Origin of the sequence: Caldimonas sp. KR1-144, from assembly GCF_049446155.1 — a bacterium.
Classification (GTDB): Bacteria; Pseudomonadota; Gammaproteobacteria; order Burkholderiales; family Burkholderiaceae_C; genus Rivibacter.
This window is the reverse complement of record NZ_JBMSEE010000004.1, coordinates 338297-362514: the sequence shown is the minus strand read 5'-3', so window position 1 is coordinate 362514 and position 24218 is coordinate 338297. Positions and strand designations below refer to the sequence as shown.

The 24218-nt window shown below is 70.9% G+C and carries 22 protein-coding genes; 12 read left to right on the top strand and 10 right to left on the bottom strand.

The window, feature by feature from the left end; translation table 11 throughout:
- The first annotated feature begins 123 nt into the window (after positions 1-123).
- The 4 genes from ACO2TI_RS12185 to ACO2TI_RS12170 all read left to right on the top strand — a co-directional run bounded on the left by ACO2TI_RS12185 (position 124) and on the right by ACO2TI_RS12170 (position 2203).
- On the top strand, positions 124-1206 hold the full coding sequence (locus ACO2TI_RS12185) for a patatin-like phospholipase family protein (RefSeq protein ID WP_423284646.1): 1083 nt from the start codon (positions 124-126) through the stop codon (positions 1204-1206).
- Between the two features lie 12 nt (positions 1207-1218).
- Positions 1219-1461 (top strand): DUF1653 domain-containing protein, encoded by a 243-nt coding sequence (locus ACO2TI_RS12180; protein WP_423284645.1) that lies wholly within the window; start codon positions 1219-1221, stop codon positions 1459-1461.
- Positions 1458-1799: a DMT family transporter gene (locus ACO2TI_RS12175; protein WP_423284644.1), complete on the top strand. Its 342-nt coding sequence runs from the start codon at positions 1458-1460 to the stop codon at positions 1797-1799. Before ACO2TI_RS12180 ends, ACO2TI_RS12175 begins: the two co-directional genes overlap by 4 nt.
- Positions 1800-1906: 107 nt before the next feature.
- The gene (locus ACO2TI_RS12170; RefSeq protein WP_423284642.1) at positions 1907-2203 is read left to right on the top strand and encodes a hypothetical protein; all 297 of its coding nucleotides are present in this window, start codon (positions 1907-1909) and stop codon (positions 2201-2203) included.
- Here the strand turns inward: ACO2TI_RS12170 and ACO2TI_RS12165 are convergent.
- Positions 2173-3309 (bottom strand): iron-containing alcohol dehydrogenase, encoded by a 1137-nt coding sequence (locus ACO2TI_RS12165; RefSeq protein WP_423284640.1) that lies wholly within the window; start codon positions 3307-3309, stop codon positions 2173-2175. The genes ACO2TI_RS12170 and ACO2TI_RS12165 overlap by 31 nt on opposite strands.
- 98 nt (positions 3310-3407) lie before the next feature.
- Here ACO2TI_RS12165 and ACO2TI_RS12160 point away from each other — a divergent pair, with 98 nt between their 5' ends.
- The 5 genes from ACO2TI_RS12160 to ACO2TI_RS12140 all read left to right on the top strand — a co-directional run bounded on the left by ACO2TI_RS12160 (position 3408) and on the right by ACO2TI_RS12140 (position 8264).
- Entirely contained in the window at positions 3408-4358 is a 951-nt protein-coding gene (locus ACO2TI_RS12160) for an alpha/beta hydrolase (protein WP_423284639.1), read from the top strand.
- Positions 4359-4476: 118 nt separating this feature from the next.
- On the top strand, positions 4477-5334 hold the full coding sequence (locus ACO2TI_RS12155) for a YbgC/FadM family acyl-CoA thioesterase (RefSeq protein ID WP_423284638.1): 858 nt from the start codon (positions 4477-4479) through the stop codon (positions 5332-5334).
- A gap of 58 nt (positions 5335-5392) precedes the next feature.
- Positions 5393-5890 carry a RidA family protein gene (locus ACO2TI_RS12150; RefSeq protein WP_423284637.1) on the top strand — a complete coding sequence of 166 codons (498 nt, stop codon included), beginning with the start codon at positions 5393-5395 and terminating at the stop codon, positions 5888-5890.
- A 13-nt stretch (positions 5891-5903) separates the two neighbouring features.
- The gene (gene ggt / locus ACO2TI_RS12145; RefSeq protein ID WP_423284636.1) at positions 5904-7730 is read left to right on the top strand and encodes a gamma-glutamyltransferase; all 1827 of its coding nucleotides are present in this window, start codon (positions 5904-5906) and stop codon (positions 7728-7730) included.
- Between the two features lie 84 nt (positions 7731-7814).
- On the top strand, positions 7815-8264 hold the full coding sequence (locus tag ACO2TI_RS12140) for an SRPBCC family protein (protein WP_423284635.1): 450 nt from the start codon (positions 7815-7817) through the stop codon (positions 8262-8264).
- 10 nt (positions 8265-8274) lie between these two features.
- Here ACO2TI_RS12140 and ACO2TI_RS12135 read toward each other — a convergent pair whose 3' ends face one another.
- Positions 8275-10245, bottom strand: a complete 1971-nt coding sequence (locus ACO2TI_RS12135; RefSeq protein ID WP_423284634.1) for an ABC-F family ATP-binding cassette domain-containing protein — start codon at positions 10243-10245, stop codon at positions 8275-8277.
- A gap of 199 nt (positions 10246-10444) precedes the next feature.
- Here ACO2TI_RS12135 and ACO2TI_RS12130 point away from each other — a divergent pair, with 199 nt between their 5' ends.
- The gene (locus ACO2TI_RS12130) at positions 10445-11128 is read left to right on the top strand and encodes a hypothetical protein (protein ID WP_423284633.1); all 684 of its coding nucleotides are present in this window, start codon (positions 10445-10447) and stop codon (positions 11126-11128) included.
- Positions 11129-11204: 76 nt separating this feature from the next.
- On the opposite strand, the gene prmB is transcribed toward ACO2TI_RS12130, so the two are convergent.
- Genes prmB through queF form a run of 7 tightly spaced genes read right to left on the bottom strand, consistent with a single transcriptional unit; the run spans position 11205 to position 17826 of the window.
- The gene (prmB, locus tag ACO2TI_RS12125; RefSeq protein WP_423284632.1) at positions 11205-12074 is read right to left on the bottom strand and encodes a 50S ribosomal protein L3 N(5)-glutamine methyltransferase; all 870 of its coding nucleotides are present in this window, start codon (positions 12072-12074) and stop codon (positions 11205-11207) included.
- A complete protein-coding gene (dapE, locus tag ACO2TI_RS12120) occupies positions 12071-13216 on the bottom strand; it encodes a succinyl-diaminopimelate desuccinylase (protein WP_423284750.1) in 1146 nt (381 codons plus the stop codon). Before dapE ends, prmB begins: the two co-directional genes overlap by 4 nt.
- A 41-nt stretch (positions 13217-13257) precedes the next feature.
- Positions 13258-14442, bottom strand: coding sequence for a PilT/PilU family type 4a pilus ATPase (locus ACO2TI_RS12115; RefSeq protein WP_423284631.1), 1185 nt, complete (start codon positions 14440-14442; stop codon positions 13258-13260).
- A 57-nt stretch (positions 14443-14499) separates the two neighbouring features.
- Complete coding sequence (gene dapD, locus ACO2TI_RS12110) at positions 14500-15318, bottom strand: 2,3,4,5-tetrahydropyridine-2,6-dicarboxylate N-succinyltransferase (RefSeq protein WP_423284630.1); 819 nt, start codon at positions 15316-15318, stop codon at positions 14500-14502.
- 29 nt (positions 15319-15347) lie between these two features.
- On the bottom strand, positions 15348-16562 hold the full coding sequence (gene dapC, locus ACO2TI_RS12105) for a succinyldiaminopimelate transaminase (protein ID WP_423284629.1): 1215 nt from the start codon (positions 16560-16562) through the stop codon (positions 15348-15350).
- 8 nt (positions 16563-16570) lie between these two features.
- The gene (locus ACO2TI_RS12100) at positions 16571-17395 is read right to left on the bottom strand and encodes a class I SAM-dependent methyltransferase (protein ID WP_423284627.1); all 825 of its coding nucleotides are present in this window, start codon (positions 17393-17395) and stop codon (positions 16571-16573) included.
- Positions 17395-17826 carry a preQ(1) synthase gene (gene queF, locus ACO2TI_RS12095; RefSeq protein ID WP_423284749.1) on the bottom strand — a complete coding sequence of 144 codons (432 nt, stop codon included), beginning with the start codon at positions 17824-17826 and terminating at the stop codon, positions 17395-17397. The genes ACO2TI_RS12100 and queF overlap by 1 nt, the downstream gene beginning before the upstream one ends.
- 279 nt (positions 17827-18105) lie before the next feature.
- Here queF and smc point away from each other — a divergent pair, with 279 nt between their 5' ends.
- Together smc and ACO2TI_RS12085 are read left to right on the top strand one after the other, a co-directional pair.
- Positions 18106-21621: a chromosome segregation protein SMC gene (gene smc, locus ACO2TI_RS12090; RefSeq protein WP_423284626.1), complete on the top strand. Its 3516-nt coding sequence runs from the start codon at positions 18106-18108 to the stop codon at positions 21619-21621.
- 102 nt (positions 21622-21723) lie between these two features.
- Entirely contained in the window at positions 21724-22827 is a 1104-nt protein-coding gene (locus tag ACO2TI_RS12085) for a cell division protein FtsZ (RefSeq protein WP_423284625.1), read from the top strand.
- On the opposite strand, the gene gorA is transcribed toward ACO2TI_RS12085, so the two are convergent.
- Entirely contained in the window at positions 22820-24196 is a 1377-nt protein-coding gene (gorA, locus tag ACO2TI_RS12080; protein ID WP_423284624.1) for a glutathione-disulfide reductase, read from the bottom strand. The two genes, ACO2TI_RS12085 and gorA, sit on opposite strands and share 8 nt — an antisense overlap.
- Between the last annotated feature and the right edge of the window lie 22 nt (positions 24197-24218).

Sequence of the window (24218 nt, the reverse complement as noted above, 5' to 3'; positions counted from 1 at the left end):
GGCCTGAACCGTGCCGGCAACGGAAGCTGAGGCTGCATGGCAAAAGACGTGCCGAGGCGTCACAGAAGGAACTCGCGGGTCGTGCCGGGATCGCGCGTTGCGGCGCCGGCTAGCATCGCGGCCATGAGTTCATCGTCCGCGCTGCACATCCACGCCGGCCCGGCGGCACGGCGTCACATCGAGTCGCACGGCCTGCGGCCGGCGGATGTGCGCGTCGTCGCCGCAGCGGCGGGCGGCCCCAAAGGGCTGATCCTCAACCCACTGGACCAGTTCCTTTTCGGCCGCTGGCTCGGCGCCAGCGCGCACCCCGTGCACCTGGTCGGCGCATCGATCGGTGCATGGCGCATGGCCACCGCAGCGATGGACGCACCGATGCAGGGCTTCGCGCGCCTGGCGCACGACTACATCCGCCAGGACTACGAGATCGAGCCCGGGCGAAGCATGCCCAGCGCCGCCCAGGTCAGCCGCGAGTTCGAGCGCGAGCTGCACGACTTCTTCGACGGCCAGGTCGAGCAGGTGGTCGCCCATCCGCGCTATCGTCTGCACATCGTCACCTCGCGCGGGCGCCACATCCTGGGCCGCGAGGGCCGCGTGCGCACGCCGCTGGGCTACCTCGGCGCGGTGTTGAGCAATGCGGTCAGCCGCAAGACGCTGGGTGCCTGGCTGGAGCGCGTGGTGTTCTCGTCGCCCGGCGACGCGCTGCCGGTGGACCTCGGCGACCTGCGCCACCGTCGCGTGCGGCTCGACGCGGCCAACTTCCGCTCGGCGCTGCTGGCCTCGTGCTCGATCCCGTTCGTGCTGAAGGCGGTGCACGACATCCCCGGGGCGCCGCCCGGCGCCTACTGGGACGGCGGCATCACCGACTACCACCTGCACTGGCGCTACCCGTCGCTCGGCGAAGGCCTGGTGCTGTACCCGCACTTCCAGAAGGCCGTGGTGCCGGGCTGGCTGGACAAGGCCCTCAAGCACCGCCATCGCGCGACGCCGTCGCTCGACAACGTGGTCGTGCTGGCGCCGAACCCCGAGTGGGTGCGCAGCCTGCCGAACGCCAAGCTGCCGGACCGCAACGACTTCAGGCACTACGGGCCGAACCTCGCCGCGCGCGTGCGCGACTGGAGCCGCGCGGTCGCCGAGTCGCAACGCCTGGCCGACGAGTTCGCGGCGTGGCTCGAGAAGCCCGATGCGTCGAAGCTGCAGCCGCTGTGAGGAGCATCGAACATGGCCGCTGGTGATCCGCTTCCGCCGTTGCCCGGGCTCGATCCGGGCCTGTACGTCCACTACAAGGGCGGCCGCTACGAGGTGATCGGCGTCGCGCGCCACAGCGAGACGCACGAACCGCTGGTGGTCTACCGGCCGCTGTACGGCGAGGGCGCGCTGTGGGTGCGGCCCTACGCGATGTTCGTCGAGCGCGTCGTCGTCGACGGCGTTGAGCGGCCGCGCTTTCGCAAGGCCGACGCATGAAGCCGCTCGCGCCCTGGCTGTACCTCGCGGTGGTGATCGTCGCCGAGGTCGTCGCGACGACGGCGCTGAAGGCCTCCGACGGCTTTTCGCGCCTGGGGCCGTCGGCCGTTGTCGTGGTCGGCTACGGCCTGGCCTTCTACCTGCTCGCGCTGACCCTGCGCAGCATCCCGATCGGCGTGACCTACGCGGTGTGGAGCGGCGTGGGCATCGCGCTGATCGCGCTGATCGGCTGGCTGGTCTACGGCCAGCGGCTGGACGCCGGCGCGCTGGTCGGCATGGGCCTCATCGTGGCCGGCGTGCTGGTGATCCAGCTGTTCTCCGACGCCTCGGCTCATTGAGCGCCGCGGCGCCGGGCGCCGTCAGCTTTACCTTGCTTCACTCAACGCGCGCCGAGCGCCGCACGTTGAAGCCTCAGGGCGCCTTGCCCTGACCCTGAGGAGTGCCGATGCGACGCCTCGATCCTCGTCGGCTGCCGCGCCGCGTGCGCTGGGCCCTGCTGTTGTTGCCGGCGCTCTTGAGCGGCTGCTATGTCGTGCCGGTGGTGCCGGCACGTCCCTACTACGACCGCCCGTACGACGGGCGCTACTACCACCGGCGTCCGGCCTATCCGCCGCCGGCGCCGTATTTCCAGGGCGAGTTCTACTACCGCTCCGGCGAGGCCGAGCCCTCGGTCGATGGCACGCGCGTCGCGTCGAACGACGGCGCGCCGGCTCACATCGACGCTTCGAGCATCTCGCGATAGTCGTCGGCGCTGGCCAGCCGCGGGTTGGTCTTGTGGCAGTGGTCGGCGAGCGCGCCTTCGATGACCTTGTCGAACCAGGCGCGCTCGACGCCCATCGCCGCCAGCCCCGATGGCAGGCCCAGGCGCGCGTTGAGCTCCTTGATCGCCGGGCCGAGTTCGCCGGCCGACGACAAGCCCATCACGCGTGCCATGCGCTCGAGCCGGCGCTCCGCCTTCACGCTGTCGGCCTGCGCATTGAAGGCGATCACCGCGGGCAGGAACATCGCATTGAGCGTGCCATGGTGCAGCTTCGGGTTCACGCCGCCCAGGCTGTGGCTGAGCGAGTGCACGCAGCCCAGGCCCTTCTGGAACGCCATCGCGCCTTGCATCGACGCGGCCATCATGTGCTTGCGCGCCTCGCGGTCGCTGCCATCCTGGGTGGCGCGGGCGATGTGGGCCCAGCCTCGCTCCAGGCCGTCGAGCGCGATGCCGTCGGCCGGCGGGTTGAACGGCGGCGCCATGAAGGTTTCCATGCAATGCGCGATCGCGTCCATGCCGGTCGCGGCGGTCAGCATCGGCGGCAGGCCGAGCGTGAGCTCCGGGTCGCAGATCGCCGCCTTGGGCATCAGGTGCCAGGAGTGGAAGCCGAGCTTGCGGCCGTCGTCGACGATGACGATCGCGCCGCGCGCGACCTCGCTGCCGGTGCCCGAGGTCGTGGGCACCGCGATGATCGGCGCGACCGCGGCGGTGATCTTCGGCGAGCCGCCTTCGATCGTCGCGTAGGTCTTCAGCGGGCCGGGGTGCGTGGCGTGGATCGCCAGGCCCTTGGCGAGGTCGATGCTCGAGCCGCCGCCGACGGCGATCAGGCCGTCGGCGCGGTGCGCGTCCCAGGCTTCGCGAGCCGCGCGCACCGCGGCCTCGGTGGGGTTGGACGGCGTGCCGTCGAACACCGCGACCGGCAGGTCCGTCAATGCATCGAGCGCGCGCTGCAGCACGCCGGCCGCGCGCACGCCCGCATCGGTGACCACCAGCGGGCGGCGGATGCCGATGCGCGCGCATTCTTCGGCCAGCAGCCTGACGGCGCCGAAGTCGAACTGGATCTGCGTGAGATAAAGGATCGTGGCCATGGAACAGCGTGGTTGGACTGCGTCGCGAGCCAGTATGCTCGCCGTCCCATGATGTTCCCATCCGCAACCGCCCCGATCGGCGCGCGGGCCTGGCACGCATGACGCGCCTGGCCACGTTGACGCCGCAGATGGCCGGTGTGCTCGAGCGCATCCACCGTGCCAAGCGAGCGCCGTTCTACACCCTCACGCCCGCCGAGGCGCGTGCGGCCTACCTGGCCGCCGCCGAGATCCTCGACCTGCCGCGTGCGCCGCTGGCGCGCATCGAGAACCTGCAGATCCCCGCGCGCGACGGCTTTCCGCTCGGCGCGCGGCTGTATGCACCGTCCAAGCAGGCCGGGCTGCCGGTGCTGCTGTACCTGCATGGCGGCGGCTTCACGGTCGGCGGCCTCGACACGCACGACAGCCTGTGCCGCCAGCTCGCGCTGCGCAGCGGCTGCGCGGTGGTTTCGCTCGACTACCGGCTCGCGCCCGAGCACCGTTTCCCGACCGCGGTGGAAGACTGCATCGACGCATTGCACTGGCTGGCGCGCGAAGCCGCCACGCTGCGCCTGGACGCCAGCCGGCTCGCGGTCGGTGGCGACAGCGCCGGCGGCACGCTGGCCGCCGTGTGCGCGATCGACGCCGCGCGGCGCGGTGGTCCGGCCATCGCGCTGCAGCTGCTGTTCTACCCGGGCTGCGGCGTGCTCGACGGCACGCTGTCGATGCGCATGTTCGGCAACGGCTTCCTGCTCGACGCGCCGACGATCGAGTGGTTCTTCGCCCAGTACATCGAGCCCGGCCGCCGGCGCGACTGGCGCTTCTCGCCGCTGTACGCCGATGACGTGGAAGGCGTCGCGCCGGCCTGGATCGGCCTGGCCGAATGCGATCCGCTGGTCGACAACGCGGTGGCCTACGGCGACAAGCTGCGCGCCGCCGGCGTGGCGGTGGAACTGGAGATCTGGCGCGGCGTCACGCACGATTTCATCAAGCTCGGCCGTGCGGTGCGCGAGGCCGGTGAAGCGCAGCAGGCCGCGGCGCAGGCACTGCGTCGCGCGTTCGCGCTCGAATGACGAGAATCGGCTTGGCCCTCACCCCAAGCCTCTCCCGCGCGCGGGAGAGGGGGCAGGCCACCCTCGCCCCCGCCAGGGGGAGAGGGCAGGGGTGAGGGGCAACGAACCAGGAGACTCCATGCCCCGCAGCGACTTTCGCTTCCTTCACCGCCTGCGCGTGCGCTGGGCCGAGGTGGACATGCAGCGCATCGTCTTCAACGGTCACTACCTGATGTATTTCGATACCGCCGTGGCCGACTACTGGCGCGCGCTGGCGCTACCCTACGAGGCCTCGATGCACTACTTCGGCGGCGACCTCTTCGTGCGCAAGGCCACGCTCGAGTACGAGGCCTCGGCGCGCTACGACGACGTGCTCGACGTCGGCGTGCGCTGCGCGCGCATCGGCACTTCGTCGATGCTGCTGTCGACCGCGGTGTTCCGCGGCGACCAGCTGCTGGTCAGCGGCGAGCTGGTCTACGTGTTCGCCGATCCGGCCACGCAGTCCAGCAAGCCGATCCCGCAGGAGCTGCGCAGCGTGCTCGAGGCCTTCGAGGCCGGCAAGACCATGGTCGAGGTGCGTGTCGGCTCGTGGGACGAACTCGGCCGCGACGCCGGCGCGATCCGCGCCGAGGTGTTCGTGCAGGAGCAGGGCATCCCGGCCGACATGGAGTGGGACAGCGCCGACCAGAGCTGCGTGCACGCGGTGGCCTACAACCGCATCGGCATGCCGATCGCCACCGGTCGCCTGCTCGAGCACGTGCCGGGCGTCGCGAAGATCGGCCGCATGGCGGTGCGCCAGCCCTTGCGCGGCGGCCGCGCCGGCCGCGCGGTGCTCGACGCGCTGATGAAGGTCGCGCGCGAGCGGGGCGATCGCGAGGCGGTGCTGCACGCGCAGATGTCGGCCGCCGGCTTCTACGTGCGCGCGGGCTTCGCCACGCGCGGGCCCGAGTTCGAGGAAGCGGGCATCCCGCACGTCGAGATGGTCAGGTCGCTGTGAGGCCGCGAGGCGATGCATCATCGCCGACGCCCGCGCAGCGCCAACGAGGAGAGGAAGCATGAGCCGCGACATCGTGTTCAAGAAGATGGCCACCGAACTCGGCGTCGAGTTCACCGACCAGATCCGCGCGATCCCCAAGTACGAGGTCGCGATCGAGGACGACGGCAAGCTCTGGCTCAGCGGCACGCTGCCGCGCGCCGGCGGCATGATCGCCGTGCAGGGGCATGTCGGCAGCGAGGTCTCGATCGAAGAGGCCAAGCGCGCCGCGCGCATCTGCGTGCTGCGCGCACTGGCCATCGTGCGCCAGTCGGTCGGCACGCTCGACCGCATCCGCCGCGTGCTGCGCATGACGGTCTACGTCAACAGCGCGCCGGGCTTCACCGAGCAAAGCGAGGTCGCCGACGCCGCGTCGGAGATCCTCTACGCGCTGCTCGCGCCCAACGGCGGCCACACGCGCACCTCGGTCGGCGTCGCCCAGCTGCCCAAGAACGGCTCGGTCGAGCTTGACATGGTCGTCGCGCTGGGCGAGCGCGATGCGCTGAGCAGCACGTTCTGAGCGGGCAGCGGCGATGAAGCGCCTTCACGCCTGGTGTTCGGCGCTGGCATGGGCGCTGGCCGCAGGGCAGTTCGCCGGCTGCGCGGCGCCGCCGCTCAAGCCGCCTGAAGCGTCGACGACACCGGCGCCGGCGGCCGCTCTGCCGGCCGCCCCCGAGGCGGCTTCCGGCTTTCGCGAAGGCCTGCGCAGCGTTCGCGCCGATCGGCAGATGGTCGCCGCGGCGCACCCGCTGGCGGCCGAGGCCGGCCGCGAGATGCTGCGCGCCGGCGGCGGCGCGGTCGACGCGGCGGTGGCGATGCAGCTGGTGCTCGGCCTGGTCGAGCCGCAGGCCTCGGGCTTGGGCGGCGGTGCCTTCCTGATGGTCTGGGACGGCCAGCGCGTGCATGCGATCGACGGCCGCGAGGCCGCGCCGGCATCGGCCGACGAACGCCTCTTCCTCGGCGACGACGGCAAGCCGCTGGCGTTTCGCGCCGCGCAGATCGGCGGCCGCTCGGTCGGCGTGCCGGGCGCGATGCGCGCGCTCGAACTTGCGCACCGGCGCTTCGGCAAGCTGCCGTGGGCGCAGCTGTTCGAGCCGGCGATCCGCGTGGCGGAGCAGGGCTTCGAGATCTCGCCGCGGCTGCACGTGCAGATCGCCGCGGCGGCCAAGGGCCTGGCCGAGGACCGCGAGGCCGCGGCCTACTTCCTCACGCCCGAAGGCGCCGCCAAGCCAGTCGGCAGCGTGCTGCGCAACCCCGCCTACGCGGCGACGCTGCGCGCGATCGCCTACGAGGGCGCGCGTGCGCTGCACGAGGGGCCGATCGCGGCCGACATCATCGTCAAGGTGCGCGCGCATGCGAACGCCGGCCGGCTCGACATCGCCGACCTGCGCGACTACCGCGCCAAGGAGCGCGAGCCGCTGTGCACCGACTACCGGCGCTGGCGCGTGTGCGGCATGCCGCCGCCATCGTCGGGCGGCATCGCGGTCGCACAGATGCTGGGCGTGCTGGAGCCGCGCGAGCTCGAGGCGCTGGCGCCCGAGCGCGGCCAGCCGCGGCCGCAGGCCGTGCACCTGCTGGCCGAAGCGGGGCGCCTGGCCTTTGCGGACCGCGCGCTCTACGTCGCCGATCCGGACTTCGTGACGGTCGACGTGGCCGGCCTGGTGTCCAGGCCCTACCTCGCGCAGCGCGCTGCGCTGATCGGCGAGCGCAGCATGGGCAAGGCCGCGGCGGGCAGCCCGCGCGGCGAGAAGCTGGCCTTTGCGCCGGATCGTTCGCCACTGCGCACGGCCACCTCTCAGATCGTGGCGGTCGACGCGAACGGCCACGCGGTCAGCATGACGACCTCGATCGAGTCGCAGTTCGGCTCGCACCTGATGGTGCGCGGCTTCCTGCTCAACAACGAGCTGACCGACTTCTCGTTCGCGCCGACCGAGCCGGCGAGCGACGGCGTCACGCGCCCGGTGGCCAACCGTGCGCAGCCGGGCAAGCGCCCGCGCTCATCGATGGCGCCGACGCTGGTGTTCGAGCGCGGCACGGGCCGGCTCGTCGCCGCGCTCGGTTCGCCCGGCGGCTCGCAGATCATCGGCTACGTCGCCAAGACCCTGGTCGGCGTGCTCGACTGGCAGCTCGACGCGCAGGAGGCCCTGAACCTGCCCAACTTCGGCTCGCGCAACGGCCCGACCGAGCTGGAGAAAGGCCGCATCGACCCGGCGCTGGCCGCGGTCTTGCGCGAGCGTGGCCACGAGGTCGCCGAACTCGAGATGACCAGCGGCGTGCAGGCCATCGTGCGCGGCAAGGGCGGCACGGGATGGGTCGGCGCGGCCGACCCGCGGCGCGACGGGGTCGCGTTGGGAGACTAGCGGCCCCGATGTCGCGATGTCGATTCGCGAAGCGGCCGTTCGTCGTCAGTGCGGGGGCGTCCTCGTTGCCACCAGGAGAGCCGAATGTCCACCGGAACCGTCACCTTCCATCGCGTCCTGCGCTGCCCGCCCGAGCGCGTCTACCGCGCCTTCATCACGCCCGCCGCGATGGCCAAGTGGCTGCCGCCGCACGGCTTCACCGGCCAGGTCCACGAGATGGACGCCAAGGTCGGCGGCCGCTGGCGGATGTCGTTCACGAACTTCAGCAGGGACCAGAGCCACTCGTTCGGCGGCCGCTATGTCGAGCTCAAGCCGGGCGAGCGGCTGCGCTACACCGCCACCTTCGACGATCCCAACCTGCCCGGCGAGATGCAGACCACGGTGAGCCTCAAGGCCGTGTCCTGCGGCACCGAGGTGCACATCGTGCAGGAGGGCATCCCGGCGGTGATCCCGACCGAGGCCTGCTGCCTGGGTTGGCAGGAGTCGCTGACGCTGCTCGCGCAGCTGGTCGAACCCGAGATCCCGGCGGAGTAGGCCCCCGGCTTCAGGCACCGATCGCGTCGATTGCTTCGCCGAGCTCCAGCCAGCGGGCTTCGAGCTGCGCGATCTCGTCTTCCAGCGCCTTCATGCGCTTGCCGCGTTCGGCGCGATGGGCCGGGGTGAGGCCGGGGTCGGCCAGCCCTTCGACCAGCGTGTCGCGTTCGCGGGTGGCGGCCGCGATGCGCGTCTCGACCTGCGCCAGCTCGGCCTTCAGCGGCTTGGCCTGCGCGGCCAGCTGCTGGCGCTGCTGGGCGCTGGCCTTGCGATCTTCGCGCCGCTGCGGCGCAGCGGGGGCAGGCGCTGCGACCGGCGCCGCGACCGGAGCAACCGGCTCGGGCATCGAGCGCTGCGCCTGCGCATAGGTGCGCGCCTGTTCCTTGGCCTGTTCGAGCAGCCAGCGCTGGTAGTCGTCGAGATCGCCGTCGAAGTCGCGCACGCCGCCGCCGCTGACGAGCCAGAACTCGTCGCAGACTTCGCGCAGCAGGGCCCGATCGTGGCTGACCAGCATCACCGTGCCCTCGAACTCGTTGAGCGCCATCGACAGCGCCTCGCGAGTGGTGAGGTCGAGGTGGTTGGTCGGTTCGTCGAGCAGCAGCAGGTTGGGCTTTTGCCAGACGATCATCGCCAGCACCAGGCGCGCCTTCTCGCCGCCCGACAGCGAGCCGACGCTCTGGTGGACCATGTCGCCGCTGAAGCGGAACTGGCCGAGAAAGTTGCGCAGCTCCTGCTCGCGCGCCTGCGGCGAGACCTGGCGCGCCAGGCGCACCATGTGCTCCATCGGCCCGCTGTCGGGCGTGAGCAGGTCCATCTCCTGTTGCGCGAAGTAGCCGATCGCCAAGCCCTTGCCTTCGGTCACGCTGCCCGCGAGCGCGGGCATCGTGCGCGCCAGCGTCTTCACCAGCGTCGATTTGCCCTGGCCGTTGGCACCGAGGATGCCGATGCGTTGGCCGGGCATGACCGATTTGTTGATGCCGCGCAGGATGGTGATCTCGGGGCCGTCCAGCTGCCGGTATCCGCAGGACATGTCCCGCATCGCCAGCATGGGATTCGGCAGGCTTTCCGGCTCGCGGAACTCGAAGCTGAAGTCGGCCGAGGTCAGCACCGGCGCGAGCTTTTCCATGCGCTCGAGCGCCTTCACGCGGCTTTGCGCCTGCTTGGCCTTGCTGGCCTTGGCCTTGAAGCGGTCGATGAAGCGCTGCAGCTGCGCCACCTTGTCCTGCTGGCGCGCGAACGCGGCGGCCTGCTGCGTGAGGCGCTCGGCGCGCATCGCCTCGAAAGCGGTGTAGTTGCCGCCGTAGCGCATCAGCTGCGCTTCGTCGAGATGCAGCGTGACCTTGGTGATCGCATCGAGGAACTCGCGGTCGTGGCTGATCACGAGCATGGTGCCGTCGTAGCGCTGCAGCCAGGCTTCCAGCCACACCAGCGCGTCGAGGTCGAGGTGGTTGGTCGGTTCGTCGAGCAGCAGCAGGTCGCTCGGGCACATCAGCGCGCGCGCCAGCTGCAGCCGCATGCGCCAGCCGCCGGAGAAGCTGTTGACCGGTGCGTCGAGCTGCGCGCTCTTGAAGCCCAGGCCCAGCATCAGCGCCTGGGCGCGCGGGCGCGCATCGAAGGCGCCGACCTCGGCCAGCACCGCATGCGCCTCGCCGATCGCGTGGCCATCGTCGGCCGCCTCGGCTGCGGCCAGCGCGGCCTGCGCCTCCATCAGGCGCGTGTCGCCCTCGAGCACGAAGTCGGTGGCCGGCTGCGCGGTCTCGGGCATGTTCTGCGCGACCTCGGCAAGCCGCCAGCGCGGCGGCATCGTGAAGTCGCCCGCATCGGCGTGCAGCTTGCCGGTCAGGAGCGCGAACAGCGATGACTTGCCCGCGCCGTTGCGGCCGACCAGGCCGACCTTCTCGCCGGGGTTGAGGGTGACGCTGGCGCGGTCGAGCACGACCTTGGTGCCGCGCCGCAGGACGACTTCTTGCAGACGGATCATGGAATCGGGGCTGGGGCCGCGCGGCAACGCAGCGGGCGCGGCAAGGGGCGCAAGCATAGCGGCATGGCCGCCTCGGGCTTCATGCGCCGGTCATCGTGCAGATGTCACGCGCAGGCGTGGCAGGGCGTGTCTCGGCGTCTCAAGCGACGTTTATCCTCGTCGTCCGACCGCCCATCTACCATCGTCGCGCCTTCCGAGCATGTCCCGCCGGTCCTCGACTGCCGAACCCGCTGCCCGTCGCTCCGTTTCGAGCCTGCGCGGCGGCACGCCCGCCGCCGACGCCCCGAAGCGCCGCAGCTGGCGCCAGTTGCTCAAGCACCATGTGCGGCTCCAGCGCATCGGCTTCGATTTCCGCTTCGTGCTGGTCGACCCGAGCGACGCCGCTCCGAGCAAGAAGGCGAAGGCCGCGGCGCCCCCCGCGCCCAAGTCGCGTGCCAGCCAGGGTCTCGATGCCGGGCGCCTGGCGTTGATGCGCACCGAGCTGCGCATGCTGATGAAGCGCCATCCGCAGGCGCGCGCGCTGGCGCGGCACCTGGCGTACTTCGAGCGTGCCTTGCACAAGTCGGGCGCGCGCGCCTATGACGAGGTGCCGGTCGAGGTGCTGCGCAAGGCGCTGATCCAGATCGAGTTTCTCGTCAGCAACTGGTCGGCGCTCGGCCTGGCCGAACTGCGCTCGCGACTGTCGATCGCGATCGGCGACCGCGAGGCCGAGCTTCACGGCCCCGAGAGCGTGCAGGACCTGCGCGCACTCAAGGGCCACGCGGTCAGCGTGCAGGACGCCACCGTCTCGCAGTTCATGGAGATGCAGCGATCCTGGCTGCAGCCGGCGCCCGGCGGCGTGCCGCTGACGCCGCGCGAGGACAAGACCGGCGCCGCGAGCTGATCGCCCGCCGCAGGACCGCGCCAAGGCGGCTGCGCCCCCGTGGGGGCAGCGAACGCAGCGAGCGTGGGGGCTCGATTCAGCTGCCCGCGACGATCGCGTCGCGCGTGAGCAGCAGCACCTGGTCGGCGCCCGCGCTGGTTTCCAGCCACACCGCTTCGAGCCGCGGAAACGCGCGCTCGAAATGCTCGCGTTCGTTGCCGATCTCGATCACGAGCACGGACTGCGGCGTCATCGCGTGGGGCGCTTCACGCAGCAGGCGGCGCGTGAAATCCATGCCGTCTGGGCCGCTGCCCAGCGCCATCTCGGGCTCGGCGCGGTACTCGGGCGGCAGCGCCGCCATCGACGCGGCGTTGACGTAGGGCGGGTTGCACAGGATCAGGTCGTACGGGCCCGGCGTGGCGGCCAGCGCATCGCTTTCGACCAGCGTGATGCGCTCGACCAGGCCGTGGCGCTCGACGTTGATGCGCGCGACCGCCAGCGCGTCGCGCGACAGGTCGCTGGCGTCGACGCGGACCTCGGGCCAGGCCATCGCCGCCAGCACCGCAAGGCTGCCGTTGCCGGTGCACAGGTCGAGCACGCGCTCGGCGCGGTCGCTGAGCCAGGGATCGATGCTGCCGTCGGCGATCAGCTCGGCGATGAAGCTGCGCGGCACGATCGCGCGCTCGTCCACATAGAACGGCACGCCTTGCAGCCAGGCCTCGTGCGTGAGGTAGGCGGCGGGCTTGCGCGTCGCGATGCGTTCGCCGACGAGCGCCTGCGCACGCCGCTTTTCTTGCGCGCTGACCGGGCGGGCGGACTGGTCGTCGAGCGCGTCGAGCGGCAGGCCGAGCGACCACTGCACGAGCCACGCCGCCTCGTCGTAGGCATTGGTCGTGCCGTGGCCGAACGAGACGCCGGCTTGCGCAAGGCGCTCGGCTTGCGCCTCGACGAGTTCGAGCAGCGTCAAGCGATCAGCCTTTGCATCACGCCGAGGTACATGCGCGCCAAGGGGCCGATGTCGGCCACCGCGACATGCTCGTCGACCTTGTGGATGCTGGCGTTGACCGGCCCGAGTTCGATCACCTGCGGACAGATCTGCGCGATGAAGCGGCCGTCGGACGTGCCGCCGGTGGTGGAGAGCTCGGTCTCGAGGCCCGCGACCTCGGCGATCGCCGCGCGCACCGCGTCGGTCAGCTCGCCGGGTTCGGTGAGGAAGGGCAGGCCGCCCAGCGTCCACTGCAGCGTGTGCTTGAGGGCGTGGCGTTCGAGCACGGCCGACACGCGCTGCTTGAGCCCTTCAGCGGTGCTCGCCGTCGAGAAGCGGAAGTTGAAGTCGACCACCGCTTCGCCTGGGATCACGTTGCCGACGCCGGTGCCGGCATGGATGTTCGAGACCTGGAAGCTGGTCGGCGGGAAGTGCGTGTTGCCGCGGTCCCATTCGGTGGCCGCCAGCTCGGCCAGCGGCGCGGCGACGCGGTGGATCGGGTTGTCGGCCAGGTGCGGGTAGGCCACGTGGCCCTGCACGCCATGCACGGTGAGCCGGCCGGTCAGCGAGCCGCGGCGGCCGAGCTTGACCATGTCGCCCACGCGCTCAACCGAGGTGGGCTCGCCGACGATGCAGGCATCGAGCCGCACGCCCTCGGCGCGCAGCCACTCGACCACCTTGACGGTGCCGTCGTTGGCCGGACCTTCCTCGTCGCTGGTGAGCAGGAAGGCGATCGAGCCCGCGTGGTCCGGCTTCGCCGCGACGAAGGCCTCGACCGCGGCGACCATGCAGGCGATCGAGGTCTTCATGTCGGCCGCGCCGCGGCCGTAGAGGCGGCCGTCGCGGTGCGTGGGCACGAAGGGGTCGGACGACCAGCGATCGACGGGGCCGGTGGGCACCACGTCGGTATGACCGGCGAAGGCGAGCAGGCGCCCGGCCGTGCCGGCGCTGCCGCGTCGCACGGCCCACAGGTTGGTGACGCGAAAGTCGGCCGGGCCGCTTTCGATGGTGCGGCAGTCGAAGCCCAGCGCCTCGAGACGCGTGGCGATCAGGGCCTGGCAGCCGGCGTCGTCGGGCGTGACCGAGCGGCGCGAGACCAGTTGCTCGGCCAGCCGCAGCGCGATGTGGGCGAGCGAGGCGTCGGTGCCCGGTTCGCGACCCTTGCTCACTGCAGGGAGCCGAAGTTCGTGCGCCGGTCGTCGGGGCGCACCTCGAGCGTGATCTCGGTGAACGACGGGCCGTCTTCCTTCTCTTCCTTCTTGGGCATGAGCTTGGACTGCGAGCTCGTGTCGTTCTGCAGGCGCCACATGAGATTGGTCGGCGAGTCGGCAAAGGCCAGGCCGTCGTCGCGGGTGATGTCGCCGTCGGTGATCAGGCGCGCCAGATCCTGCTCGAAGGTCTGCGAACCCTCGGCGAGCGACTGCTCCATCGCCTCCTTGATGCCGCTGAAGTCGCCCTGCGCGATCAGGTCGGAGATGAGCTTGGTGTTGAGCAGCACCTCGACCGACGGGATGCGACCACCGGTGGTGGAGCGGATCAGCCGCTGCGAGACCACGGCCTTGAGCGCGGCGCCGAGGTCGTTGAGCAGGGCCGGGCGCGATTCCGGCGTGTAGAACGACAGGATGCGGCCCAGCGCGTGGTAGGAGTTGTTGGCGTGCAGCGTCGAGAGCACCAGGTGGCCCGACAGCGCATAGGAGATCGCCGCGGTCATCGTCTCGCGGTCGCGGATCTCGCCGATGAAGATGCAGTCCGGCGCCTGGCGCAGCGCGTTCTTCAGGCCGATCTGCAGGCTTTGCGTGTCGCGGCCGACCTCGCGCTGGTTGACGATCGCGCGCTTGTTGGAGAACAGGAACTCGATCGGGTCCTCGATGGTAAGGATGTGGCCCGCCATGTTCTTGTTGCGGTGCTCCAGCATCGAGGCAAGCGTGGTGCTCTTGCCGGTGCCGGTGGCGCCGACCACGAGGATCAGGCCGCGCTTCTCGAGGATCAGCGTGTTGAGGATCTCGGGCAGCTTGAGCGAGTCGAGCGTCGGGATCTCGACCGGGATGCAGCGAAACACCGCGGCGATCGAGCCGCGCTGGCGAAACGCGCTCAGGCGAAAGCTGCCGACCCCGGAGATGCCGATGCCCATGTTGAGCTCGCCGAGCTCTTCCAGCTCCTCGAGCTGCGCCGGGGCGAGCAGCTCGGCCAGCAGCTGGCGCGGCTGCTCGGGCGTGAGCGGCTGGTCGGACAGCTGCAGCATCTGGCCGTTGATCTTGATCTGGATCGGCGCGTTGGCCGAGAGGTAGACGTCCGAGGCGCGCTTGTCGGCCATCAGCCGAAGCACGCGTTCCATGTTGCCGGTGCTCATCGTTCCCTTCCTCTCTCCTCGATCTCGTGGATCCTGCGGCCTGCCGCGCCGCCGCGATCAGGCGCGCAGCAGTTCGTTGATGCTCGTCTTGGCGCGGGTCTGCGCATCGACCCGCTTGACGATCACCGCACAGTACAACGAGTACTTCCCGTCGGCACTGGGCAAATTACCGGAAACCACGACCGAACCCGCGGGGACGCGGCCGTAGATCACCTCGCCGGTGGCGCGGTCGTAGATCTTGGTGCTCTGGCCGATGTACACGCCCATCGAGATCACCGAGTTCTCCTCGACGATCACACCCTCGACGATCTCGCTGCGCGCGCCGATGAAGCAGTTGTCCTCGATGATGGTCGGGTTGGCCTGCAGCGGCTCGAGCACGCCGCCGATGCCGACGCCGCCCGACAGGTGCACGTTCTTGCCGATCTGCGCGCACGAGCCCACGGTGGCCCAGGTGTCGACCATCGTGCCTTCGTCGACGTAGGCGCCGATGTTCACGTAGCTGGGCATCAGCACGCAGTTCTTCGCGATGTAGCTGCCGCGGCGCGCCACGGCCGGCGGCACGACGCGCACGCCGGTGGCGCGCATGCTCTCTTCGTCGAGATGGGCGAACTTGGTGTCGACCTTGTCGAAGAAGCCCAGGTCGCCGGCGCGCATCGGCTTGTTGTCCTTCAAGCGAAAGCTCAGCAGCACCGCCTTCTTGACCCACTGGTTGACCGTCCACTGGCCCACGCCCTGGCGTTCGGCGACGCGCAGGCGGCCCTTGTTGAGGTCGGCGATGACCTGCTCGACGGCGTCGCGCACCTCGGCCGGCGCCTTGGCGGGGGAAAGCTCGGCGCGCTGTTCCCACGCCTGGTCGATGATCTGCTGGAGGCTCATGGTCGGGTCACTGCAAGAGGGGAAAGGAATCAGGAGACGGCGCGCGCGAAGTCGCGGCTGAAGCGGGCGATGCGCTCGGCGGCCTCGACGCATTCGTCGACGCCGGCCACCAGTGCCATGCGGATGCGCCCCGCGCCGGGGTTCGTGCCATGGGCGTCGCGTGCGAGAAAACTGCCGGGCAACACCGTCACATTGTATTGAGCGAGCAGTTCGCGGGCGAAGCGCTGGTCGCGCTCGGCGTCGCTTCCGGGCACGCCGGCCCAGAGGTAGAAGCTCGCATCGGGCAGGGCCACGTCGAGCGACTCGGCCAGGATCGGCGTCACGCGCGCGAACTTCTGGCGGTACAGCGCGCGATTGGCCTCGACATGCGCCTCGTCGGCCCAGGCCGCGGCGCTGGCGCGCTGCACGGCCGGGCTCATCGCGCTGCCGTGGTAGGTGCGGTAGAGCAGGAAGTTCTTCAGGATCTGCGCGTCGCCGGCGACAAAGCCCGAGCGCAGGCCCGGCACGTTGCTGCGCTTGGACAGGCTGGTCAGCGTGATCAGGCGGCGATAGTCCGTGCGCCCCAGCTTCGCGGCGGCCTCCAGCCCGCCCAGCGGCGGCGTGTCGCCGAACCAGATCTCCGAGTAGCACTCGTCGCTGGCGATCACGAAGCCGTGGCGGTCGGACAGATCGAACAGCCGCGCCCACTCCTCGATCGGCATCACCGCGCCGGTCGGGTTGCCGGGCGAGCACACGTAGACCAGCTGCGTGTGCGACCAGGTGGCCTCGTCGATCTGCGACCAGTCGACGGCGAAATTGCGCGCCGGATCGCTGTTGGCGAACGCGACCTCGGCGCCGGCCAGCAGGGCCGCGCCTTCGTAGATTTGATAGAACGGGTTCGGGCAGACCACGGTGGCGCCGGGCTTCGTGGCATCGACCACCGTCTGCGCCAGCGCGAACAGCGCCTCGCGCGAGCCGTTGACCGGCAGCACCTGCGTGGCCGCGTCGACCGCGAGGCCGTAGCGGCGCTGCAGCCACGCGACGCAGGCCTGGCGCAGCGCCGGTTCGCCGGCCGTGGCCGGATAGCTGGCCAGGCCGTCGAGCGAGGCGCTCAGCGCGGCCTTGATGAACTCCGGCGTCGGATGCTTGGGCTCGCCGATGCCCAGGCTGATGGGCGCGTAGGCCGGGTTGGGCTGGACGTCTTGCGTGAGGGTGCGCAGCCGCTCGAAGGGGTAGGGCTGCAGGCGGGCGAGCAGGGGGTTCATGCGGGCGATTATCGGGCGCGGGTTGCCGTGAACCGGCGCAGCCGCCAGACCAGCGAAAGCGGCGCTTCCAGCGCGGCCCACTCGGCGCACACCGCCTCGCGCAAGGCCTCGCGCCCGGACGGCGACAGGCGCCAGAGGTCGTAGCTCAGCGTGATCTCGCGCCACAGCGCTGCGACATCCCCTACGAAGCCCACCTCGAAGTCGCATTGCGCGTGATCGGTGAAGCCGTCGGCGAACAGCAGCGCGAGGCCGTCGTCGCGGCGCAGTACCGGATCGCCCAGCCGCAGCGGCGGCACGCCCTCCGACGCGAACGCGGCGCGCAGCAGACGCAGGTAGACCGCCTCGGCCGGCGTGTCGGCCATGCCGCGTCCGATCACGAGGCCCACGCGGCCGCCCGGACGCAGCACGCGCCGCAGCTCGGCGACGACGGCCGGCGCGTCGTCCATCAGCATGAAGGCCATGTGGCAGGTCGCGAGGTCGACGCATGCGTCGGGCATCGACAAGGCCTGCGCGCGTTCGAGCCGCAGCTCAGCGCGTTCGCCCAGGCGATCGCGCGCCGCGGCCAGCTCGCCGTCGCTCATGTCGATGCCGACCAGCGCGGCCTGGGGTGCGCGAGCGTGAAGCCGCTCGAGCAGATAGCCGTCGCCGCAGGCCACGTCGAGGATGCTGCGATCCGCGGGCCGCGCGAGTTCGGCCAGGGCGTCGTACGACGAGGACCATGCAAACCCGTCGCCCACCGCTGCGCGATCCGCGAAGGCCAGCGGCGTGCAGCTCGGCGTGCGCCGGTGGAACTCGACGAGGAAGTCTTCCGCCGCGCTGGCGCCGCGGCCCATCAGCGCAGCAGCCCGGTTTCGGTCGCGTGCGCCGGCAGCGTCACCACCGGCTCGGGCTTCCAGCCCTTCTTGCGGTGCTCGGCCACCACGTTGGTGTAGATGCCGCCGCGCACATACCACTTGGCGGTGATGCGCGCGAAGCGCGGCTTCGTGGTCTGGACGATCTTGGTGAGGATGTCGTTGGTGACCTTCTCGTGGAACGCGCCCTCGTTGCGGAAGCTCCACATGTACATCTTCAGGCTCTTGAGCTCGACGCAGAGATCGTCCGCGATCATGTCGATCGTGAAGTGCGCGAAGTCCGGCTGACCCGTCAGCGGACAGTGGCAGGTGAACTCGGGGATCTGGAACTGGATCACGTAGTCGCGCTCGGGCGCGGGGTTCGGGAACACGTGCAGTTCCTTGCTGGGCGCGGTCGGCGGGTTGGGCGGCATTTCGCGCTGCTTCGCGCCGGCGGGCAGCTTCGCGGTTTTGGCGGGCTTGGCGGACTTCGTGGAGGCCATGACTGGGGACGCCGGCCAGGCCTTGCGGCGCCGACGTTTCGTTGCGTTGTTGCAGGGGGCGCAAGGGGTTTCGCGCGGTGGGCCGATGCTATCATCCGCGCCGCTTTCCCGCCCGCATCGCGAGCGGATTTCCCAAGCAAATCAACGACTTAGCGGCAGACCGAGGATGCGTACCCGATATCTTCCGCACTGCCGCCGGCGACCCCGCTCATGCGCCTGAACTCGATCAAGCTGTCCGGCTTCAAATCGTTCGCCGAACCCACGCACTTCCAGTTGCCCGGCCAGTTGGTCGGCGTCGTCGGCCCGAACGGCTGCGGCAAGTCCAACATCATGGACGCCGTGCGCTGGGTCCTCGGCGAGAGCAAGGCCAGCGAGCTGCGCGGCGAGTCGATGCAGGACGTGATCTTCAACGGCTCGGGCAACCGCAAGCCGGCCAGCCGTGCCAGCGTCGAGCTCGTGTTCGACAACTCGCTGGCGCGCGCCGGCGGCCAGTGGAACCAGTTCAGCGAGATCGCCGTCAAGCGCGTGCTGACGCGCGACGGCACGAGCAGCTACTACATCAACAACCAGCCGGTGCGCCGGCGCGACGTGCAGGACGTGTTCCTCGGCACCGGCCTGGGCCCGCGCGCCTACGCGATCATCGGCCAGGGCACGATCTCGCGCATCATCGAATCCAAGCCCGAGGAGCTGCGCCTCTTTCTCGAAGAAGCCGCCGGCGTGTCCAAGTACAAGGAACGCCGCCGCGAGACCGAGAACCGGCTCAAGGACACGCGCGAGAACCTCACGCGCGTCGAAGACATCCTGCGCGAGCTCAACAACAACCTCGACAAGCTCGAGAAGCAGGCCGAGGTGGCCGCGCAGTACCGTAGCCTGCAGGAAGCCGGCACGACTAAGCTGCACCAGCTGTGGTTCCTGAAGCACCGCGATGCGGCCGCCGAGGAAACGCGCGTCAAGCAGGCCGTGCTCGAAGCCACCAACGCGCTCGAGTCGCGCCTGGCCGAGCTGCGCCACGTCGAGGCGCAACTGGAAGAGGTGCGCCAGTCGCACTACACGGCAAGCGACGAGCTGCACACTGCGCAGGGCTCGCTGGCCGAGGCCGCGCTCGAAGTGAGTCGCCTCGAGGAGCGCATCCGCTACGTGGTCGAAGGCCGCCAGCGCCTCGAAGCGCGCCTGGCCGAACTGGCCGCGCAGAACGCGAGCTGGAGCACGCGCCAGGAAGAGGCCCAGATCGAGCTGGAGAGCATCGCCGAGCAGATCGCCGCGGCGGAGGAACAGTCCGAGATCCTGGCCGCGCAGGCCGAGGAGCAGTCGGCCAACCTGCCCAACGCCGAAGAGGCGTTGCAGGCCGCGCGCGGTCGCGCCGACCAGCAGCGCGGCAAGGCCGGCGAGGTGCAGCAGCAGATCCAGCTGCTGGCCGCCGAGTCGCGCAACATCGACGAGCAGGGCCGCTCGCTGAACCAGCGGCGCGAGCGGCTGGCGGGCGAGCGTTCGGGTCTCGCCGCGCCCGACGAGGCACGGCTGGCCACGCTTCGCGAGCAGCTCGCGGCGGCCGAAGAGGCGCAAGCCATCGCCGACGAGCGCCTGCACGAGCTGACCGAGGGCGTGCCGCAGCTCGACGACGCGCGCCGCGCGGCCCAGGAGCGCGCCAACGGCGAGGCCGCCAAGCAGGCCGACCTGAGCGCGCGCCTCGACGCGCTGCGCGCGCTGCAGGAGAAGGTGCAGACCGAAGGCAAGCTGCGCCCCTGGCTGGCCAAGCACGGCCTCGACGGCCTGGCCGGCCTGTGGACCAAGCTGCACATCGAAGCCGGCTGGGAACCCGCGCTCGAAGCCGCCTTGCGCGAGCGCATGAACGCGCTGGAAGTGGGCCGCAGCGAGATCGTGCGGGCCTTCGAGGGCGATCCGCCGCCGGCGCGCCTGGCCTTCTACACGCCGCCGCATGCCGCGATTGCCAACACGCACGCGACGCTGCCCAAGCTCACCGACCTGCTGCGCCTGAACGACGCCGGCCTGAAGGCGCTGCTCAACGACTGGCTCGAAGGCGTCTACACCGCGGCCACGCTAGACGAGGCGCTGGCCAACCGCACCAAGCTCACGCACGGCGAAGTGATCATGACGCCGGCCGGCCACGCGGTCAGCCAGTTCGCGGTGTCGTTCTACGCACCCGACTCCGAGCAGGCCGGCATGCTGGCGCGCGCGCAGGAGATCGAGAACCTGGAAAAGCAGGTGCGCGCGCAGTCGCTGCTGGTCGAGGAGTCGCGCAGTGCGCTGGTTCGCGCCGAGGCCGCCTACACCGACGCCGCGCAGCGCCTGGTGAGCGCGCGCCGCGAGGCCGCCGAAGGCCAGACCCGCACGCACCAGCTGCAGGTCGAGACGCTGCGGCTGGCGCAGCAGTCCGAAGCCGCCAGCGCGCGTCGCGGCCAGATCGAGGAAGAGCTCGCCGAGATCGACGCCCAGCTCGAAGGCCTGCAGGAACGCCGCATGACCGGCGAGGCGCGCTTCGAGGAGCTGGACATCCAGCTCGCCAACGAGCAGGAGCGCCACGCCGAGCTGGAAGAAGCCGTGATCGCCGCCGAGCGCAAGCTGGCCGACGCGCGCGAGCAGCTGCGCTCGCTCGAACGCCAGGCGCAGGAGGCGCAGTTCCAGGCGCGCGCGCTGGCGGCGCGCCGCGGCGAGCTGCAGCGCGGCATCGAGACCGCCGCGCAACAGGTCCAGGCCAATGCGCAAAGCGAGGCCCAGGTGCGCGAGGAGCTCACCGTGCTGACCGATGCCGCCGCGCAGGCCGGTCTGCAGGAAGCCCTGGCGCTCAAGATGGAGCGCGAGCAGGCCCTGGCCGCGCAGCGCAGCCGCTACGACGAGCTCTCCGCGCAGCTGCGCGCGGCCGACGAGCAGCGCCTGGCCTTCGAGCGCAGCCTCGATCCGCTGCGCGAGCAGATCACCAAGCTGCAGCTCGAGCAGCAGGCCGCGTCGCTCGGCGGCGCGCAGTACATGGAGCAGCTCACGGCCGCCGAGGTCGACCTCGAAGCGCTCGCCAAGGGCATCGAGGAAGGCGGCGTCAAGCTCTACGGCCTGCAGACCGAGATCGACCGCATCAACCGCGAGATCGCGGCGCTGGGCGCGGTCAACCTCGCCGCGCTCGACGAGCTCACCGCCGCGCGCGAGCGCAAGACCTTCCTCGACGCGCAGAACGCCGACCTCAACGATGCGATCCACACGCTCGAGAACGCGATCCACAAGATCGATCTCCAAACCCGCGACCTGCTCAAGGCCACCTTCGAGACCGTCAACACGCACTTCGGCCAGATGTTCCCCAGCCTCTTCGGCGGCGGCCAGGCCAAGCTCGTGATGACGGGCGACGAGATCCTCGACGCCGGCGTGCAGGTGATGGCCCAGCCGCCAGGCAAGAAGAACAGCACGATCCACCTGCTGTCGGGCGGCGAGAAGGCGCTCACCGCGATCGCGCTGGTGTTCGCGATCTTCCAGCTCAACCCGGCGCCGTTCTGCCTGCTCGACGAAGTGGACGCGCCGCTCGACGACGCCAACACCGAGCGCTATGCGCGCCTGGTCACCAAGATGAGCGAAGGCACGCAGTTCCTCTTCATCTCGCACAACAAGATCGCGATGGAGATGGCCAAGCAGCTGATCGGCGTGACGATGCAGGAACAGGGCGTCTCGCGCATCGTCGCGGTCGACATGGACGCCGCCGTCTCGATGGCGCAGGCGGCCTGAGATGTCGGCCCCCACGCTCCCTTCGTTCGCTGCCCCTCGAGGGGGCGCAGTCGGCTTGGGAGCGGCCCGGCGCCGCCTGAGCCGCCGCAAGGAGCCGCGCCGATGAGCAGTCTTCAGTTGTGGCTCGCGGTGCTTGGCGGGCTCACGCTCGCGGGCGTGGTGGCGCACGGCGCCTGGCAGTCGCGACGCAGCGAGGTCAAGCGCGCGCAAGACGAGGTCATGCCGCCGCCCGTGGAGCCGAACACCGAGCCGACCGAGCGGCTCGAGCCCTCCTTGCTTGCCGACGACGACACGGCCGAAACCGCGCCCGCGGCGCTGATGACGTTGTCCGACGAGGAGCCGGCGCTGCCGCGCGCAACCCTGGCGGGCCGGCGTCACGCCGGCCCGCGGCTCGATGCGCTGATCGACGTCATCGCGCTGCTGCATCCGGAATCGCCGGCCAGCGGCGAGCAGGTCATCGCGCACCTGCCGGCCACGCGCCGCGCTGGCACCAAACCGCTGCTGATCGAAGGCCGCAACAGCGCCTCCGGCGACTGGGAGGCGCCGCGCCCCGGCGCCGTGTACCGCGAGTTCCAGGCCGGGCTGCAACTGGCCAACCGCGGCGGCGCGATGAACGAGATCGAGTACTCGGAGTTCGTGCAGAAGGTCGAGGCCTTCGCCGAAAGCCTGCAGGCGCGCAGCGAGATCGGCGAGGACATGCTGCAGGCGGTGGCCCGCGCGCGCGAGCTCGACGCCTTTGCCGGCCAGCACGACGCGCAGCTCGCGCTGCGCCTGGTGAGCCGCGGCGCGGCCTGGAGCCCGGGCTATGTGCAGCAGCACGCCGCGCGCCACGGCTTCGTGCCGGGCGCGCTGCCGGGCCGGCTGGTGCTGCCCGGCAGCGAGGAGGGCGCGCCGCCGGTGCTGACCTTGTCGTTCGACGCGCAGGCCGCGCTGGCCGAAGACCCCAGCCGCAGCGCGGTGCGCGAGTTGACGCTGGCCTTCGACGTGCCGCAGACGCCGGCCGAACAGAACCCGTTCGCCGCCTGGTGTGCCGCCGGCGAGGCGCTCGCGCTGGCGCTGGACGCCGCGCTGTTCGACGACCAGGGCCAGCCGTTCAGCCCGCAGGCGTTCCCGGCGGTGGGGCAGGCGCTGGAGCAGCTGTACGCGGCGCTCGCCGCGCGCGAGCTGGCTGCCGGTTCGGCAGCCGCAAGGCGGCTGTTCAGCTGAGACCAGGCCCGACGCGGCGCGACGGCTCCCTCATCAGCACGAACTCCTCCGCCGCCGTCGGATGCACGGCCATCGTGCGGTCGAAGTCGGCCTTGGTGGCGCCGGCGCTCAGCGCGACCGCGAGGCTTTGCACGATCTCCGGCGCGTCGGCGCCGAGCATGTGGACCGCGAGCACGCGGTCGTCGGCCGCGTCGACCAGAAGCTTCATGTAGCTGCGTTCCTGGCCGCCGAAGAAGGTCTGGCGCATCGGGCGGAAGTCGGCCTCGAACACGCGCAGCGAACGGCCCCGAGCGACCAGCTCGCTCTCGCCGGGGCCGATCGTGCCGATCGGCGGCAGCATGAAGACGGCGCTGGCGACGTGCTCGAGGTCGATGCGCCGGTCCTGCCCGCCGAACAGCGTGTCGGCCAGCGCACGGCCCTCGGCGATCGCCACCGGCGTGAGGTTGCGGCGGTTGGTGACGTCGCCTATCGCGAACACGCCGGGCGCCGCGGTACGCAGATGGGCGTCGACCGGCAACGCGCCGAAGGCATCGGCCATCACGCCCACCGTCTCCAGCCCGAGGTCGTGCGTGTTGGCTCGCCGGCCGGTGGCGTTGAGCACGAACGGGAACTCGCGCACGCGCTCGTCCGGCGCGATCAGCAAGAAGGCGTCGCCCGCACGCGCAACGCGCACCGGCGCGCAGCGCGGGTGAAGATCAATGCCCGCGGCCTGCAGCGCGGCGGCGGCGCGCTGGCGAAGGTCTTCATCGAAGCCGCGCAGCGGCAGGCGGTCGCGATAGAACAGGCTCACCTGCACGCCCAGGCGCGACAGCATGCTCGCGAACTCGAGCGCGATGTAGCCGCCGCCCACCACGGCCGCGTGACCAGGCAACGATTGCAGGTCGAGCAGGTCGTCCGAGGTCGCGCAGGCTTCGATGCCCGGGATGCTGTCGCGCACCGGCGCGCTGCCGGTGGCGATCAGCACCTGCTTTGCACGCAGGCGCCGGCCGCCGACCTCGACCACGCCCGGCCCCGCGAGCCGGGCGCGGCCTTCGATCAGCGTCACGCCGCTTGCGGCCAGCAGGTCGCGGTAGATCTGTTCCAGCCGCGCGGTCTCGGCGGTCTTGGCGGCCTGCCAGCGCGCCATCTCGAAACCCGCCGCGTCGCCCGTGACCCAGCCGTACCCGCTGGCCTCGCGAAGCGCGTCGCCGTACTGCGCCGCGTACATCAGCAGCTTCTTGGGCACGCAGCCGCGCAGCACGCAGGTGCCGCCGACGCGCCCGGCCTCGATGATCGCGACGCGCGCGCCGTGGGCTGCCGCGCGGCGCGACGCCGCCACGCCGCCCGAGCCGGCGCCGAGCGTGATGAGGTCGAAATCGTCGTCGTCCATGCTGCGCTCGCTCCTGTTGCTC

What these genes read in the sequence shown, in the direction of transcription:
- gorA (WP_423284624.1), bottom strand. Translation starts at nt 24,196, where the DNA reads ATGGACGACGACGATTTCGACCTCATCACGCTCGGCGCCGGCTCGGGC.
- ACO2TI_RS12185 (WP_423284646.1), top strand. Translation starts at nt 124, where the DNA reads ATGAGTTCATCGTCCGCGCTGCACATCCACGCCGGCCCGGCGGCACGG.
- ACO2TI_RS12175 (WP_423284644.1), top strand. Translation starts at nt 1,458, where the DNA reads ATGAAGCCGCTCGCGCCCTGGCTGTACCTCGCGGTGGTGATCGTCGCC.
- ACO2TI_RS12100 (WP_423284627.1), bottom strand. Translation starts at nt 17,395, where the DNA reads ATGGGCCGCGGCGCCAGCGCGGCGGAAGACTTCCTCGTCGAGTTCCAC.
- ACO2TI_RS12155 (WP_423284638.1), top strand. Translation starts at nt 4,477, where the DNA reads ATGCCCCGCAGCGACTTTCGCTTCCTTCACCGCCTGCGCGTGCGCTGG.
- ggt (WP_423284636.1), top strand. Translation starts at nt 5,904, where the DNA reads ATGAAGCGCCTTCACGCCTGGTGTTCGGCGCTGGCATGGGCGCTGGCC.
- ACO2TI_RS12085 (WP_423284625.1), top strand. Translation starts at nt 21,724, where the DNA reads ATGAGCAGTCTTCAGTTGTGGCTCGCGGTGCTTGGCGGGCTCACGCTC.
- smc (WP_423284626.1), top strand. Translation starts at nt 18,106, where the DNA reads ATGCGCCTGAACTCGATCAAGCTGTCCGGCTTCAAATCGTTCGCCGAA.
- dapC (WP_423284629.1), bottom strand. Translation starts at nt 16,562, where the DNA reads ATGAACCCCCTGCTCGCCCGCCTGCAGCCCTACCCCTTCGAGCGGCTG.
- ACO2TI_RS12135 (WP_423284634.1), bottom strand. Translation starts at nt 10,245, where the DNA reads ATGATCCGTCTGCAAGAAGTCGTCCTGCGGCGCGGCACCAAGGTCGTG.
- ACO2TI_RS12140 (WP_423284635.1), top strand. Translation starts at nt 7,815, where the DNA reads ATGTCCACCGGAACCGTCACCTTCCATCGCGTCCTGCGCTGCCCGCCC.
- ACO2TI_RS12115 (WP_423284631.1), bottom strand. Translation starts at nt 14,442, where the DNA reads ATGAGCACCGGCAACATGGAACGCGTGCTTCGGCTGATGGCCGACAAG.
- dapD (WP_423284630.1), bottom strand. Translation starts at nt 15,318, where the DNA reads ATGAGCCTCCAGCAGATCATCGACCAGGCGTGGGAACAGCGCGCCGAG.
- ACO2TI_RS12165 (WP_423284640.1), bottom strand. Translation starts at nt 3,309, where the DNA reads ATGGCCACGATCCTTTATCTCACGCAGATCCAGTTCGACTTCGGCGCC.
- ACO2TI_RS12180 (WP_423284645.1), top strand. Translation starts at nt 1,219, where the DNA reads ATGGCCGCTGGTGATCCGCTTCCGCCGTTGCCCGGGCTCGATCCGGGC.
- ACO2TI_RS12160 (WP_423284639.1), top strand. Translation starts at nt 3,408, where the DNA reads ATGACGCGCCTGGCCACGTTGACGCCGCAGATGGCCGGTGTGCTCGAG.
- queF (WP_423284749.1), bottom strand. Translation starts at nt 17,826, where the DNA reads ATGCCGCCCAACCCGCCGACCGCGCCCAGCAAGGAACTGCACGTGTTC.
- ACO2TI_RS12170 (WP_423284642.1), top strand. Translation starts at nt 1,907, where the DNA reads ATGCGACGCCTCGATCCTCGTCGGCTGCCGCGCCGCGTGCGCTGGGCC.
- ACO2TI_RS12130 (WP_423284633.1), top strand. Translation starts at nt 10,445, where the DNA reads ATGTCCCGCCGGTCCTCGACTGCCGAACCCGCTGCCCGTCGCTCCGTT.
- ACO2TI_RS12150 (WP_423284637.1), top strand. Translation starts at nt 5,393, where the DNA reads ATGAGCCGCGACATCGTGTTCAAGAAGATGGCCACCGAACTCGGCGTC.